Source organism: Bacteroidales bacterium (assembly GCA_035353855.1).
In the GTDB taxonomy this organism is placed as follows: Bacteria; Bacteroidota; Bacteroidia; order Bacteroidales; family CG2-30-32-10; genus DAOQAK01.
Genome location: DAOQAK010000018.1, coordinates 1 through 13,489, shown reverse-complemented (window position 1 = coordinate 13,489; position 13,489 = coordinate 1). Strand labels below are relative to the sequence as shown.

Annotated in this window: 15 protein-coding genes; 1 reads left to right on the top strand and 14 read right to left on the bottom strand. The window is 35.4% G+C overall.

Features of this window, described 5'->3' with window-relative positions:
* Positions 1 to 8: 8 nt before the first annotated feature.
* From PKK00_06120 to PKK00_06060, 13 genes are all read right to left on the bottom strand, one after another.
* Positions 9 to 1,823, bottom strand: a complete 1,815-nt coding sequence (locus PKK00_06120) for an NAD(P)H-dependent oxidoreductase subunit E (GenBank protein HNW97970.1) — start codon at positions 1,821 to 1,823, stop codon at positions 9 to 11.
* Between the two features lie 202 nt (positions 1,824 to 2,025).
* Positions 2,026 to 3,123 carry a T9SS type A sorting domain-containing protein gene (locus PKK00_06115; protein ID HNW97969.1) on the bottom strand — a complete coding sequence of 366 codons (1,098 nt, stop codon included), beginning with the start codon at positions 3,121 to 3,123 and terminating at the stop codon, positions 2,026 to 2,028.
* Between the two features lie 149 nt (positions 3,124 to 3,272).
* Positions 3,273 to 3,815, bottom strand: a complete 543-nt coding sequence (locus tag PKK00_06110; protein ID HNW97968.1) for a hydrogenase maturation protease — start codon at positions 3,813 to 3,815, stop codon at positions 3,273 to 3,275.
* Positions 3,816 to 3,941: 126 nt separating this feature from the next.
* Entirely contained in the window at positions 3,942 to 4,307 is a 366-nt protein-coding gene (locus tag PKK00_06105) for a 4Fe-4S binding protein (protein HNW97967.1), read from the bottom strand.
* A gap of 1 nt (position 4,308) precedes the next feature.
* Positions 4,309 to 5,235, bottom strand: a complete 927-nt coding sequence (locus PKK00_06100) for an NADH-quinone oxidoreductase subunit H (protein HNW97966.1) — start codon at positions 5,233 to 5,235, stop codon at positions 4,309 to 4,311.
* A 67-nt stretch (positions 5,236 to 5,302) separates the two neighbouring features.
* On the bottom strand, positions 5,303 to 6,514 hold the full coding sequence (locus PKK00_06095; GenBank protein ID HNW97965.1) for a nickel-dependent hydrogenase large subunit: 1,212 nt from the start codon (positions 6,512 to 6,514) through the stop codon (positions 5,303 to 5,305).
* 9 nt (positions 6,515 to 6,523) lie between these two features.
* Entirely contained in the window at positions 6,524 to 6,985 is a 462-nt protein-coding gene (locus tag PKK00_06090) for an NADH-quinone oxidoreductase subunit C (protein ID HNW97964.1), read from the bottom strand.
* 8 nt (positions 6,986 to 6,993) lie between these two features.
* Positions 6,994 to 7,422, bottom strand: a complete 429-nt coding sequence (locus tag PKK00_06085; GenBank protein ID HNW97963.1) for an NADH-quinone oxidoreductase subunit B family protein — start codon at positions 7,420 to 7,422, stop codon at positions 6,994 to 6,996.
* A gap of 43 nt (positions 7,423 to 7,465) precedes the next feature.
* Positions 7,466 to 7,786: a hypothetical protein gene (locus PKK00_06080; protein ID HNW97962.1), complete on the bottom strand. Its 321-nt coding sequence runs from the start codon at positions 7,784 to 7,786 to the stop codon at positions 7,466 to 7,468.
* 13 nt (positions 7,787 to 7,799) lie between these two features.
* On the bottom strand, positions 7,800 to 8,099 hold the full coding sequence (locus PKK00_06075) for an NADH-quinone oxidoreductase subunit K (GenBank protein ID HNW97961.1): 300 nt from the start codon (positions 8,097 to 8,099) through the stop codon (positions 7,800 to 7,802).
* 3 nt (positions 8,100 to 8,102) lie between these two features.
* Positions 8,103 to 8,600, bottom strand: a complete 498-nt coding sequence (locus PKK00_06070; protein HNW97960.1) for a hypothetical protein — start codon at positions 8,598 to 8,600, stop codon at positions 8,103 to 8,105.
* A gap of 9 nt (positions 8,601 to 8,609) precedes the next feature.
* Positions 8,610 to 10,028 (bottom strand): proton-conducting transporter membrane subunit, encoded by a 1,419-nt coding sequence (locus PKK00_06065; GenBank protein ID HNW97959.1) that lies wholly within the window; start codon positions 10,026 to 10,028, stop codon positions 8,610 to 8,612.
* A gap of 11 nt (positions 10,029 to 10,039) precedes the next feature.
* Entirely contained in the window at positions 10,040 to 11,590 is a 1,551-nt protein-coding gene (locus tag PKK00_06060) for a proton-conducting transporter membrane subunit (protein HNW97958.1), read from the bottom strand.
* Here PKK00_06060 and PKK00_06055 point away from each other — a divergent pair.
* Positions 11,589 to 11,858 carry a hypothetical protein gene (locus PKK00_06055; GenBank protein HNW97957.1) on the top strand — a complete coding sequence of 90 codons (270 nt, stop codon included), beginning with the start codon at positions 11,589 to 11,591 and terminating at the stop codon, positions 11,856 to 11,858. The two genes, PKK00_06060 and PKK00_06055, sit on opposite strands and share 2 nt — an antisense overlap.
* Before the next feature lie 65 nt (positions 11,859 to 11,923).
* On the opposite strand, the gene PKK00_06050 is transcribed toward PKK00_06055, so the two are convergent.
* Complete coding sequence (locus tag PKK00_06050; GenBank protein ID HNW97956.1) at positions 11,924 to 13,357, bottom strand: NADH-quinone oxidoreductase subunit L; 1,434 nt, start codon at positions 13,355 to 13,357, stop codon at positions 11,924 to 11,926.
* Between the last annotated feature and the right edge of the window lie 132 nt (positions 13,358 to 13,489).

Below are 13,489 nucleotides of genomic sequence, written 5' to 3'. Positions count from 1 at the left end.
TTCAACAATTAATGTACATTTATTTTTCTTTTAACCACTTCACAGGAATCTTTAACAGAAGCTTTCATATCAAAATCATAAACGCCATCTGCTTTAGGTGCTTTTACCAATGATTCATATTTATCCCTGAAATTTTCAATAGTGGTAAGAATAGGGTTGGCACAGGTTTGACCAAGCCCGCAACGATTAAGGTCTTTCATCATTTTTCCAAGTTTTACCATATCGTCGATATCTTGTTTTACACCTTTACCTGCAATTACTTTTTCAAGTTTTTCTTTTAGAACAGGAGTGAGGGCACGGCATGGAACGCATGAACCGCATGACTCGTCAACAAAGAAATCCATGAAGTTGGCAACAACGTCTTTCAATAATTCTCTTTTCTTGCCAATAACAATCATCGAACCTCCGGTTGGCAGATCTTCGTTTGCTATCTTTCTTCCGAATTGTGAAGGGTTGATACAAACGCCTGAAGGGCCTGCAACCTGCAATGCCTGTATGTCTTTTTCAGCACCGCACATTTCAAGCATATCTTTTATGGTCATGCCCCATTCAATTTCATAAATGCCGGGTTTTGCACAATCGCCGGAAACGCTGAGTACTTTTGTACCTGTAGAATCAGCAGTACCAAAACCTTTATACCAATCGGCGCCTTTTTCAATAATCTTTGTAACAGAACAAAGAGTTTCTACGTTGTTTACAACGGTTGGTTTTTGAATGTATCCTTTGGTAACAGGGAATGGTGGACGGTTGCGTGGTTCGCCGCGTTTTCCTTCAGCCGATTCAATCAGCGCTGATTCTTCACCGCAAACGTAAGCGCCTGCTCCGAACTGGATACGAATTTCGAAATTGAAATCTTTTTTTCCTGCTATACCCAATCCGAGTAAATTATTTTTACGGTGAGCATCAAGAACTTTTTCAAGATAACTTTTCAGATATACATATTCATTGCGGAGATAGAGTATTCCTTTTTTTGCGCCTATTGCGTAACCTGCAATGGTCATACCTTCAAATACGAGGCTTGGCAATTCGGTTAACAATACCCTGTCTTTAAATGTTCCGGGTTCACCTTCATCAGCATTGCAAATCACGAAACGATCCTTATCTTCCGAACGATTACAGAAATCCCATTTCATACCTGTAGGGAAACCTGCGCCGCCACGACCTTTCAGGTTAGATGCTTTTATTTCGGCAATAACCTGTTCGGGAGTCATATTAACTAATTTCTTTATTGCATTTCCTGCAACGGTTTCAGTAAAAATAACAGGACCTTTTTTCCTGATATTATTATTTACCATGGAGTTAATAAATTCGGTGGCATTAGCGCCATCGCCTTTATCAAATACCAGGTCGCGAACATTTTTTCCATTACGGAAAGCTTTTACCAGTTGCTGAACTTTTTCTTCATTCAATTTTGTGAAAACTACGCCGTTGATGATTGCTGCTGGTTCCTGGTCGTTCATCCCGATACAGGCGGTATTAAACAGCCCGATTAACCCATCAGGTGTAACTTCACCAAATTTGATCCCTGCTTCTTTTTCGAAAGCTTTTGCAATTTCGTTTCTTCCCATCATACAGGCAACAGCGCTGTCGTTCAGGTAAACGGTATATTTACCTACCGGTGTCAGACTGAAAAAATGATAAAACGAAATGGTTTGTTCGATATCAACCTGTGAAATATTGCATTCACGGGCAAGAGTAACAATAGCCTCATTAGGAATATGCCTGTATTCATTCTGAATATCAAGTAGCATATCCATAAGACGGCGGGCTTGTTTCTTGTACTTGCCGGCTATTTCGATAACTTTTGATTCTATGCTTGCCATTTTACCTCCTGAAATTTATATAGTTTTTATTTGTTATTTGTTTAACAATTACAGTCAAAAATATATATTTTTTTTTAAATGCAAGGGATGTATGAGATATTTTTTTGTAAATATATTTAGTTGTGATGAATGCTTGTTTTGTAGGATTTTAAATTTTTATATCCTTACACGGGGTATTATAAATTACAGGTTGTAAAATTTTTTATGGTTTTAAAAACCTTACTACCTCTGAATTTTTTCCTGAATCTATTTTAAGAATATAGATTCCTGTTGCCAGTAATGAGGATTCGATTTTTATTTTATTTTTTCCTGATGGGAAAATATTTTGATTTGAATAAATCATTTTTCCTGAAAAATCGAAGAGGGATATTTTGATTTTAGATGAAGAATGTAAGTTGAAATTCAAAACTGAATTGGTAGCAAGTGGGTTGGGCGAAACCGTTACATCAAATATATTCCCGTTAAATTCGCTGATGTGTTCCGAAAAGGGCGGACTTCCTGCATCTACCCAAGCGGAATATATTAATTCTGCAAGGGCATGAGATGCATTATGCCAAAGGGTGATTGTAAAGTTTTTTGATTTATCGAATAATGCCTGGTAATATTGGGTTGTATTATCATTGCCTGCAATAGTTTGTGCGTAGTTATCTGAATAAAGTACGCTGTCGATATATGTGTAATTAATATATAGATAATCGAAAATATATTTTTGAACATTATTTACAAAGTGAACCGTATCACCAGCATAAGTATTAAGATTGTTAACGAAATTATTTATCATATACGATTCATAACGGGAATGCACACCGGTTTGATTAGTATATTGACCGTTATAATTTTTTGTAATATGCAACGGCATATGTCCATCGCCAACATAATGCCCGAGGTCTGATGCATGAAGAATGACTGCATGCCAGTTGTGTTGCATGAACGCCAGTTTTAAAGAATCATACATGTTTTTTGTTGCCCAAGGAAGTATCCCTTCATTTTCAACAAAATTTTGTCCATGCAAAGCAATCACTGAATCATAAGTTGAAGCGATATGTCCGGTAGAAATAAATTCTGCATAATTGTCGATATCGATGTAATGGCGCATACTTTCGTTAGGATCCCAGCTTTTACGGTCATCGGCATCGGAGCCATGATTGGCAAGAGAATCAGCCCATATCATAAATTCACTCATTGATGAAGGAAATGATTCTGTTGATTTATGATTTATCCAATAATGCCCGCTACTGCCCCAGCTTATAAAGAGAAGAGAAAAACAGGATATGAAAAACAGGATAATGATCTTTTTCAAAGTGATGAAAAATTTTATATACTATAAAGGTACATAAAATATGATCATGAAATTCATTACTCCGATGAATATAATACCGATTGTATTATCAACTTGGTATAAAATGATTGTTGTAACTGTTATTGCAGAAAATAGGAGTGAGGTAAGAATTATAAATTATCAATGATATCCGAAAGAAATGCAGATACTTTTTTTACTCCTGTTTTCATTTCTTTAGTCATTTTTTCAGCATAAAAAATACTTTTGTATTGTATCGCCAGAACGCTGAATTTAGGATTGATGGTTTCTTTAAGAAACTTGATCATCATAACCAGTGATAGTTTATGTGTACCAAGAGAAAAATCTGTTATTCTTTCTATAGGAAGATCAGTGAATTCGCCGGGGGCAAGTTTAAGATCAGCAGCATCAACAATGATGATATGCCCTGGATTGAAGTCTGCTATTGCTTTTGTAAAGTTTTCCGGTGTTGTAAAACCTGTAAATATCCTTACCTTAGGATTTTCATTACCATACTTTTTCTCTAAGTATAAAGTAATTTCAGGACCTGCTTTGTCATCCTGCATTAATTCAGAACCCACACCCAAAATCGCCAGTTTTTTTGTTTTCTTAAGCTCTTCAGTTAGTGATGTAAGATTTCCTGGGTGCAAATCTTTTTTCCAATCGGGGGTAGGTTTAGGAGGGGCTATTTTCATAAAGATTATAAATGCATTAACCGCAAAATAAACAAACTTATAAACAATACATACAAAGACATTTTTACTTTCCCTTGTATGCTATGCAACTACTTTGCTTATTTTGCGGTTAAATATTCTATTGTATTAAATATCTACTTTTAAAGATTCCCTGTTGAAATGAGCGAGTTCAAAATCTTTGGTCATTTCTAATGCATCTTTAGGGCATGAGTCAGTACATTGACCGCAGTAAATGCATCTGTCCAGGCGTACTACCGCTTTGAAGATCTTTTCTGTTTCAGAAATTTTAAAAATTTCTATTGCAAAAGAAGGACAATCGCGCATGCAGATTTTACAGCCTATGCATTTACTCTGATCAAATTTTAATTTTCCCCTGAATCGGTCAACCACTTCAGGCTTTACAAATGGATACAATACTGTCGCAGGTTTTTTGAATTGAGATCCAAAAACCAATGAGAGCATTTTTCCAGGTCCTTTTATTTTATTTGGCATATTATATCAATACTTTAACGATAATATCAATCAATATCTGAAGAATGGCCAGAGGTGCAAGGAATTTCCAGCAGAAATTCACCATTTGTTCAATACGTATTCTTGCCATTAATGCACGCAATAAAGAAAGAATGAATACTACAAGAAGTGTTTTTACAAGATAGATCAATAACCCAAACCAAATGTTTGTACTCCAGAAAGGAAGAAATACAGCTGCAATTATAGAAGCACCTATGATCATTTCAATATCGAGGGACATTCTGAAGAATGCAAGAAAACGTCCGCTATATTCAGTAAAAGGACCAGCTACTATTTCAGTTTCTGCATCAGGTATATCAAAAGGTGTTCTTTCCAGTTTACCCTGTATGGCTATTATTGCTACTATAAAACCAGGAATATTTGCAAGAGCCATTAATGGATTATTACAGTAAAATTCAGTTATACCACTAAAAGACCAACTGTCAGCAAGGATGGCAGGTCCCAGAAGGGACATGAATAAAGGAACTTCATAAGCAAAAAGCTGGGTAATGGTACGCACTGCACCAATAGTAGCATATAATGAAGATGATGACCAGCCTGCAAGGAAAAATGTTACAGTGGGAATAGTAAGCAGATACAATACTACGATCAAATCTCCATCAAAAGAATACAAAGCATTTGTACTCCATATAGGAAGATATAATATAACTACTGATGCTGCAGCTATTGCAAAAGCAGGCAATATTTTAAACATTGCTTTATCGGAATGCGTAGGAATAATTCCTTCCTTACCCATGAGTTTTATAAAATCTGCTAATGGCTGAAACCATGGGGGACCAACACGATTCTGAAAACGTGCAAATAATTTACGATCCACAAACTCGAGTATAATACCATAGATACTGAGGAATAAGATACCCGGGAAAATAAAAATATAAAATAATGACATTAACATATTTAAATTATAATTAGTTTTAATTCATTAGCCTCAACAGTATTCAATTAAGTCAATTCGTTCAGTGCATTAATTTAATCTTATGTCCGTCAAATCCACGTTTTTTATACCAGTCGATGCTATATTTACGTAGGTTTTCCCAGTCCATTTTGTCTTCACGACCGTTTTCAATCTGTTTAATTGATATTGCCCTGTCTGTACAGGAGAAGCATGGATCTATTGCTGCAATTACTATAGGTACATCAGCTAAGTATCCACCATCAATCATATATGATATCGATGCAAGGTTTGCCATTGTAGGAGCCCTGAGCTTAACCCTTTCTGGTTTTTCAGTGCCATTGCCACGTACGTAATGTATATCCTCTCCGCGGGGAGCTTCATAACGAACTGTTGCTTCATTGGCAGGTAATTTTCTTGGAGCTTTTACTGTTAAATCACCATCGGGCATATTTTTCACTGCTTGACGGATCAGCTTGTACGATTCCATAAGTTCCAGTGCTCTAACAACAACTCGTGCAAATACATCACAACCATCGTTGGTTATCACATTGAAATCAAGTTCATCGTATACCAGATATGGGTCATCTCTTCTCACATCGCGGGTAACACCGGATGCTCTTGCTAAAGGTCCTGAAGCATGAAATCGCATGGCAATATCATAAGTAAGACCACCAACATTTTTTAAACGACCCATCATGGTTGTTTCAGTTGTTGCAACCTCGATGTAATATTTTGTACGTTCTTCTAAAATATCTACTGCTTTAAGAATCTGTTCCTTTTGTGATTCGGAAACATCCCTGCGAACTCCACCTAATGTGTTAATGCTATATTGTACACGTCCACCGGTAAGCATAGCTAGAATATCCATTACTATTTCTCTGTCTCGCCAGCTATACATGAATAAACTGTCAAATCCTATTTCATGAGCAGCAACACCTACCCATAGCAGATGGCTATGAACGCGTTCAAGTTCACCAACAAGTACTCTGATGTATTTTGCACGTTTAGGAATTTCAAGCCCTGCAACTTCTTCAGTTGCTGTAATAAATGCAGTCGTATGGGAGTGTGAACATATTCCGCAGGTTCTTTCAATTAAATATAGGTCCTGAATATATGATCTTTGTTCACAAGCTTTTTCCATACCACGATGGTTATACCCAATAGTAACATTGCTTGCAGCTACTCTTTCGCCTTCAAGGTAAAGAGTAAAGCTTTCAGGCTCTTTTAAAGCGGGGTGCTGAGGTCCTAATGGGATTTCAACTCTTTTTGGCATATGATTCCTCTACTTTAGTTCTTTATTCTTAGGTTTCCAGTTTTTTAAAAGCGGATGTTCATCCTGAGGCCAGTCTTCAGGCAAGGGATAATGTCTTCCAGCAGGCAAGCCGTCAACTTTTAATCCAAACATACCTTCAAGTTCCTTCTCATAATAGGTTGCCCCGTTATAAATTTCAAGTACAGATTTTATTACAGGATCTGTTTTTGGAGCAAAAACCTTAATATTCATCAGCATACCTTCGCTGTTGTTTATGTGATATATAACTTCAAGGTTATCACCTGAATCAAGACCAGTAATTGTTGACAGAAAATCGAATTTATATTCTGAATAAAGATATCTTAGTACATCCAATACTTTATCCCTGTCAACTTCAATCGTTATACGCCTGGCTCTAATAATAACACATTTATCACCTAAAAATGAGAATTTTTGTGTAAGTCCAGATAAAATATTTTCTTCTTTGCTCATATAACAACTTATTTTTTCAGACTGGTTACTAGTTTAACAACGCCATCAATTATAGCTTCAGGTCTGGCTGCACAACCCGGAATATATGCCGAAACTGGTATTACAGCATCTACACCGCCTTTAACGCAGTAGCAGCCCTGAAATACTCCGCCAGAACATGCACATGTACCAACAGCAACAACAAATTTAGGTTCAGCCATCTGCTCATAAATGCGTTTAAGTCTTTTAGCACTCTGTTCCGTTACAGGTCCTGTACAAACCAAAACATCTGCATGGCGTGGAACAGCTTTAAGAAGGACACCCAACCTTTCAACATCATATCTGGGTGTCAAAGCAGCAAGTGTTTCAATATCGCAGGCATTACATGACCCGGAATTGTAATGTAAAATCCAGGGTGATTTTCTCCGTGCCCAATTAATAGTTTTATCTAAAACCATTTCCTACTATATTTTTATTAATAATATTAACAAATTAGAAAGATTACTTTCTGAACAAAATCAATAATGCCAATATTGCTGCAAATATATAAACAAACGACAACATTGACACTTCCTTTGGAACGGTAGCTACAATTAGAACTACGACATGCATTATTGTAAAGAAAAATGCAAAAGGGAAAAACTGCCTGTAATCAGGCTGAACCTTATGCGTTTTTACATCCTCACCGCTAGCATATGATTCACCTTTGCCAACAGATGCAGTACCTTTAGGAGCCAAGCCTTTAGAAACAAAGCCAAGTAAAATTACTACTGCAAGTATAAGAGCAAAGGCGATGGGTGGGGACAGAAGTATATTTTCCATTTTTTATAACTCCTTATTCGTTTTTTCTGAAAATTTTTCTGACATCAAGCGAATCTGTATGATTGAAGATATTTATAATAATTCCGGCAGCTACAGCCAGTATTACAACTTCAATAATGATCAAGGTAATTACCATACTCTGGGCTGTTGCCATTTGTCCGGTAACTTTACCTACATAAATAAGCGTTAGCGTAACACCTTTTGTAAGCACCTCAAGGGCAATGAGTATACGAATCAGATTTCTTGTTGTAATCAAGTAATAAAATCCGATTATATATAACAAAACTACGGTAAGAAAAATTATAGTTAGCATGTTTTAGTTTTTTGATCTTTCTTTAAAAAGAATTACTATTCCAAATACTCCAGCAAGTATAACAATTATTTGCCCGGCTATATCTAAACCTCTTGTATGCCATATTGTATTTTGTACAGTATTTTCAGCAACGGTACTGGTAAACGAAGTAAAGTCCAAACCGGGTTTTGTGATTAAAATAATACCTGTAACTACAATAATAATAATTGGCAAATAAATATATCTGCTTAGTCTTTTCTTATTTTTTTCTGCTTGCTGTTCTGGATTAGGTTGATCAGTAAGGCTTATAGTACTAGCGAAAATGGCAGTAACTAACCCGGCACATACAGATAATTCAAAAACTGCTGCAAGTGGAGCACCCATCAAAAACATGATTATAGATAAAAGAGCACTGGCAATTGCAAGAGCAATAACCGCTTTAAGAGTATTTTTGATCAATGCAGTGAACAATGATGAAAATACCAGCAAACCAAGGAGAATATACAAAACTGTGTTGTTCATATCTAAGTCTTAAAACAATCCTTTAATCTTTAAAAAATTCAATACAAACGGGAAGGCAATACCTACCAGTACAATGATAATTGCAAGAATCATTGATGCTGTGATAAAACCTTTATTTGCTTCTTTTGTATTTTCAAATTCTTCAGTTGGTTTTCCAAAGAATACTTTTCTCTGAAGAATAAGAAAATAAGACAAAGTTAAAATACTTGCCAGAAGTGCAATAACCGAATAAGGTACATATCCGCATTGCCATAAAGCAACAATAATAATAACTTTACTCCAGAAACCTGAAAGAGGAGGAATTCCTGCAGTCGACAAGAATGCAATTGCTGATGTTCCTGCCGTTATTTTCATTTTACCACCAAGACCCTGAAGTTTATCAAGTTCTTTATGGCCTGTTTGAGCTTCAACAGCTGCTGAATTAACAAATAATAATGATTTGAAAGTAGCATGATTGAAGAAATGCAAGAAAGCTCCGAGGAATCCCAGTGGTGTTCCACAGCAGGCTCCTACTATAATATAACCAATCTGGCTGATACTTGAATAAGCCAGCATTTTTTTAAATTCATTCTGACCAATAGCCATCAATGCACCAACCACTATCGAAATGATACCAAGTAATGCAAAAATATCTTGAATAATAGCTATCTGTGGGAACACTACCATTAATAAACGAATAATTGCATAAACACCACCACCTTTAGTAACAATACCTGCAAGAAGTACGGAAACAGAATCGCTGGAATTTGAATATGCATCGGGTACCCACATATGGAAAGGAACAAGCCCTGCTTTTATTGATAATCCGGTTACAAGGAATATCACAGCTAAAATTATTTGAGTTGATACAGTTGTTAATCCGCTAAGTTGTGCTCCGAGTTCGTTATAATTTAAAGTGCCAAATGTCATAAAGAATATGGCTACTGAAGTAAGAATCATTACGGTAGCTATACTCGACATCAATAAGTATTTAAATGAACCATTAAGCGCCATCAATACTTTTTTCTTTGCAATTAAAATAAATGATGCAACAGAAGTTATTTCAAGGAAAACATATAATGAAAAAATATCATTTACCATTACAGTTCCGTTCATCCCTATCATTATTATAAAAATAAGTTGGGAGAAGTTGAATATTTCATCATTATCAGAATGTCTTCTTATAATTAATGAAATAAATGAAATCAAACCTATAGTAAAAAGTACTATTGCCGCATACATATCAATTGAAAAACTAATAAAATAGTCCATTTCGATTGATGAAAAAACGTTTCCGGCTATTTGGAAAATTACCGTACATGCCATGAACATTTGAAGTAATGTAACGAGTATTCCCGTTCCAAATGCAAGTTTTTTTACTCCCTGTGTGTAAAACAGGTTAAGAAGTACGATTCCAATAAAAGGTATTAACACAAATAATGTTGGCATTTATATTTCTCCTACATTAAAATCATCGTGGTTACTATAATTATTACAATTCCGATTAATGACCAGCTAACAGAAGCTGAAAAATTACCAGAATAAGCTTTTTTCAAAATTTTTGATAATGATGTTGCCACCCACACGCAGAACGTGTCATAAAACCAGTCGATAGCTCTGTCAATAGCATATAAAGCTTTAGAAAGTATGCGTACAAAGAATCTGCTGATATCATAAGGATCAAAATATCTTTTTTCAGCCCAGTTGTACATTTGATGAAGTCCAGGAGCATAATGAATATGGTCTACTGCGCCCAAACCTCTTTTGGTTTTTTTCACACCATATATGTGGTTAGCAAGTGCAAGTAAAAGGACGATAACAGAAATTATAACCAAATTCCATGCATGTGGAAGTCCGGAAAAATCATGACCTTCCATTTTTGCACCAAGAACAGGTTGTATTAAATTTTGTAATGGGAGTGGGTTATATACTCCAAATAGAACGCAAAAACCTGCAATCACTATCATTGGAATTAGCATAGGCCAACTAGCTTCTTTAACATTACTAATATCAGTTGTGGGTTTTCCAAGGAATGCAGCATGTCCAAGTTTTAGGAAAGAAGCTGCTGTAAGGAATGCTCCTAATAATGTAGCAAGATAAAATATGGTTCCTGATTCTAATGCTCCATCAAAAATTAATTCTTTTGAGAAGAATCCGTTTAATGGGGGAACACCAGAGACTGCAGCTGCAGCAATAATGAAACAAGTAAATGTTACAGGCATTTTTCTTCCCAAACCACCTAAAACTTCAAGATTTGTTGTCCCAACTTGTTTTTCAACAGATCCACCGATAAGAAATAACGTACTTTTATACATGGCATGGTTTATCATATGAAAAATACCACCCACTATACCAATAGGTAAAGCTGTCCCAATTCCAAGCACCATATATCCTACTTGACTGATTGCACAATAAGAAAGAAGCTTTTTAAAGTCTTTCTGGATTAGAGCCATCATTGCAGCAAGTAGAATTGTAATTGCTCCTATCGACATCATAAGTGTACTCATCGATGAGCCAGGTTCAAATTGGTATAAGTTAAGTGTAATTCTAGAAAGGAAATAAATTCCTAAAAGTTTTTCAAGAGCAGCAGGAAGAAAAGCCATAAAAGGGAGTGGTGCAGATACAGCAGCATCCGGAATCCAACTATGGAAAGGCATGGAACCTGCTTTAGCAATTGCTCCAATCATTACAAGAATGAAAGAAAAACTTCCCCAATAATTCATTGGAAGATTAATTTGATCCATTTCGAATGTACCGGCTTGCCATCCAATCATTAATATGCCAAGAGTCATTAATAAATCAGCAACTGCTTGAATTATTAACGCTTTTGTTGCAGCTGCAAATGAGTTCTTACTACCTGCAAAAATAAGTACAAATGTTGTAAGTAACAGACCTTCCCAAAAGAAAAGCATAAGAAGAAGGTTATTTGATAATGCTGCTCCATTTACCATTGAAACTGTTATTAAGAAGAATGCGAAAAACTGTTTCACATAATACTTCGTTCCTTTCATGAAAATGGTTGAATACAAAGCAATCAAGAATGAAAAACCAGCTGAAGCCAAAATTATAAAACTACTGAACTGGTATAGTCTAAACGAAAAATTAAGACCAAATCCCGTCCAGGGAATTGTAAAAGCGGCTTCTTTATTAAACAAGCTGATTGCTAATATTAAGTTGATGGTTACTCCAGCCAAACTTATAAAGCTTTTTAACCAAAAATCTTTTTTAGGTAGTAACAATACCACCAATGCAGTTATTGCTGGTATTAAAACTGGATAAAAAAGAGAAAATTGCAAAGAATTAAGTCCAAACATACAGTTTTTATTTTCTAACTCCTTATTATATTAAAAAGATAACATGGCCAACTGGCCAACAATTGAATTTACAAAATCTGCAGGGTAATATATAAGAATACCACCTAATATTGAAAGTACAGCTAATGCTACTACACTAGAAACCATTGTAAATGATCCACTTTCATTGATTTCGGGATATTTGTTTTTACCGAAGAAAATTTTGATAAATAATCTAAGCATATAAATCGCTGTAAGAATTGCTCCTACAATAAATATAACTGCAATCCATGGTTCGTTAGCCAGTACAGCACCATTGATAACCATCATTTTGCTGAAAAACCCACCCAATGGTGGAATACCCATTACAGATAAAGCACAAATAATAAAAGATATTGCCGTAATAGGCATGGTGTATATTAAGCCACCCAATTTTCTTAGGTCTTTAGTATGGGTCTTCTGTTCAATGATACCGGCACAAAGGAATAAACCTCCTTTTGCAAGTCCATGCATAAGAATATAGAGAATAGCCCCTGCTGCCCCAATAATTGTTCCGGTAGATAGTCCAAGGAAAATAAAAGCTATTTGACTTACCGTTGAATAAGCAATAATACGTTTAATATCATTTTCAATCAAAGCAGCACCTGCTGATACCAATGCGCTAGCTCCGACAATAATAGGAATAATTGTATGCCATATATCGTCAATTTCAAATGTAATTAGAAAGAGACGTGCATAAACATATACCCCAATTTTAACAAGAACAGCCGCATGTAGTAGCGAGGTAACCGGCGAAGGAGCAACCCCTGCATCAGGTAACCATGTGTGAATAGGTAATGTAGCTGATTTTGAAAAAATACCGGCAAGGATTAAAATCATTGCGACATTAGAAATTTTAGTCCCTCTTAATTCGATTAAGTCAAATGTTCCTGTTTCGTTATAAATAAGGATAAACCCAACGAGCATCAATAATGCGCCGAAAACTGTAATAAGAAATGCTTTGTCAGCTCGTTTAACAATCTCTTTATCTCTAAAAAAACCAATCAATCTCCAGCAACAAATAGCTGATATTTCCCAAAAAATATAAAGGAAAATTAAATTCGTAGTGTAAACAATTCCCATCATAGAACCAAGGAATAGCAACACCATCAAGTAGTACTCATTTTGGTTTTTGTAATGATCAATATAGTCCCAAGAATAATAAATTATTATTAATCCGATTCCGGCTGAGCAAAGTGCCATAAAAACTGCCAATCCGTCACCAAGAAAACCAAAATTGAAATTCATGGGAAAATCAATATTGAATTGCAACGGTGTCGTAATAGAACTTGGCAAAGCAATAAATGATAAGATAACTGAAGTTAAAACCAAAAGAATTGCAGTAATATTCCTGAATTTTTTCGAAATTGAACTTACTAATGGGAGTATAAATGCTCCAGCCATAGGAACAAATACAATTAAGCACAAAATCAGTTTAGCATTCATGTATTTTCAATGATTTGAAGCGGCAAAAGTACTCAAGAAAATTAATAAAAAAAATTTTAAACGTTTTTTTTACTTAAAATTGGAGTTTCCTCAAAAATTTCAAACAGGGAACAAAGAAAGCTGAAAATCGTC

Excerpts from the sequence above, each read along its gene's own strand:
- PKK00_06120 (HNW97970.1), bottom strand. The coding sequence starts at position 1,823 with ATGGCAAGCATAGAATCAAAAGTTATCGAAATAGCCGGCAAGTACAAG.
- PKK00_06110 (HNW97968.1), bottom strand. The coding sequence starts at position 3,815 with ATGAAAATAGCCCCTCCTAAACCTACCCCCGATTGGAAAAAAGATTTG.
- PKK00_06105 (HNW97967.1), bottom strand. The coding sequence starts at position 4,307 with ATGCCAAATAAAATAAAAGGACCTGGAAAAATGCTCTCATTGGTTTTT.
- PKK00_06100 (HNW97966.1), bottom strand. The coding sequence starts at position 5,235 with ATGTCATTATTTTATATTTTTATTTTCCCGGGTATCTTATTCCTCAGT.
- PKK00_06095 (HNW97965.1), bottom strand. The coding sequence starts at position 6,514 with ATGCCAAAAAGAGTTGAAATCCCATTAGGACCTCAGCACCCCGCTTTA.
- PKK00_06090 (HNW97964.1), bottom strand. The coding sequence starts at position 6,985 with ATGAGCAAAGAAGAAAATATTTTATCTGGACTTACACAAAAATTCTCA.
- PKK00_06085 (HNW97963.1), bottom strand. The coding sequence starts at position 7,422 with ATGGTTTTAGATAAAACTATTAATTGGGCACGGAGAAAATCACCCTGG.
- PKK00_06080 (HNW97962.1), bottom strand. The coding sequence starts at position 7,786 with ATGGAAAATATACTTCTGTCCCCACCCATCGCCTTTGCTCTTATACTT.
- PKK00_06075 (HNW97961.1), bottom strand. The coding sequence starts at position 8,099 with ATGCTAACTATAATTTTTCTTACCGTAGTTTTGTTATATATAATCGGA.
- PKK00_06070 (HNW97960.1), bottom strand. The coding sequence starts at position 8,600 with ATGAACAACACAGTTTTGTATATTCTCCTTGGTTTGCTGGTATTTTCA.
- PKK00_06065 (HNW97959.1), bottom strand. The coding sequence starts at position 10,028 with ATGCCAACATTATTTGTGTTAATACCTTTTATTGGAATCGTACTTCTT.
- PKK00_06055 (HNW97957.1), top strand. The coding sequence starts at position 11,589 with ATGAAAATGGTTGAATACAAAGCAATCAAGAATGAAAAACCAGCTGAA.
- PKK00_06060 (HNW97958.1), bottom strand. The coding sequence starts at position 11,590 with ATGAAAGGAACGAAGTATTATGTGAAACAGTTTTTCGCATTCTTCTTA.
- PKK00_06050 (HNW97956.1), bottom strand. The coding sequence starts at position 13,357 with ATGAATGCTAAACTGATTTTGTGCTTAATTGTATTTGTTCCTATGGCT.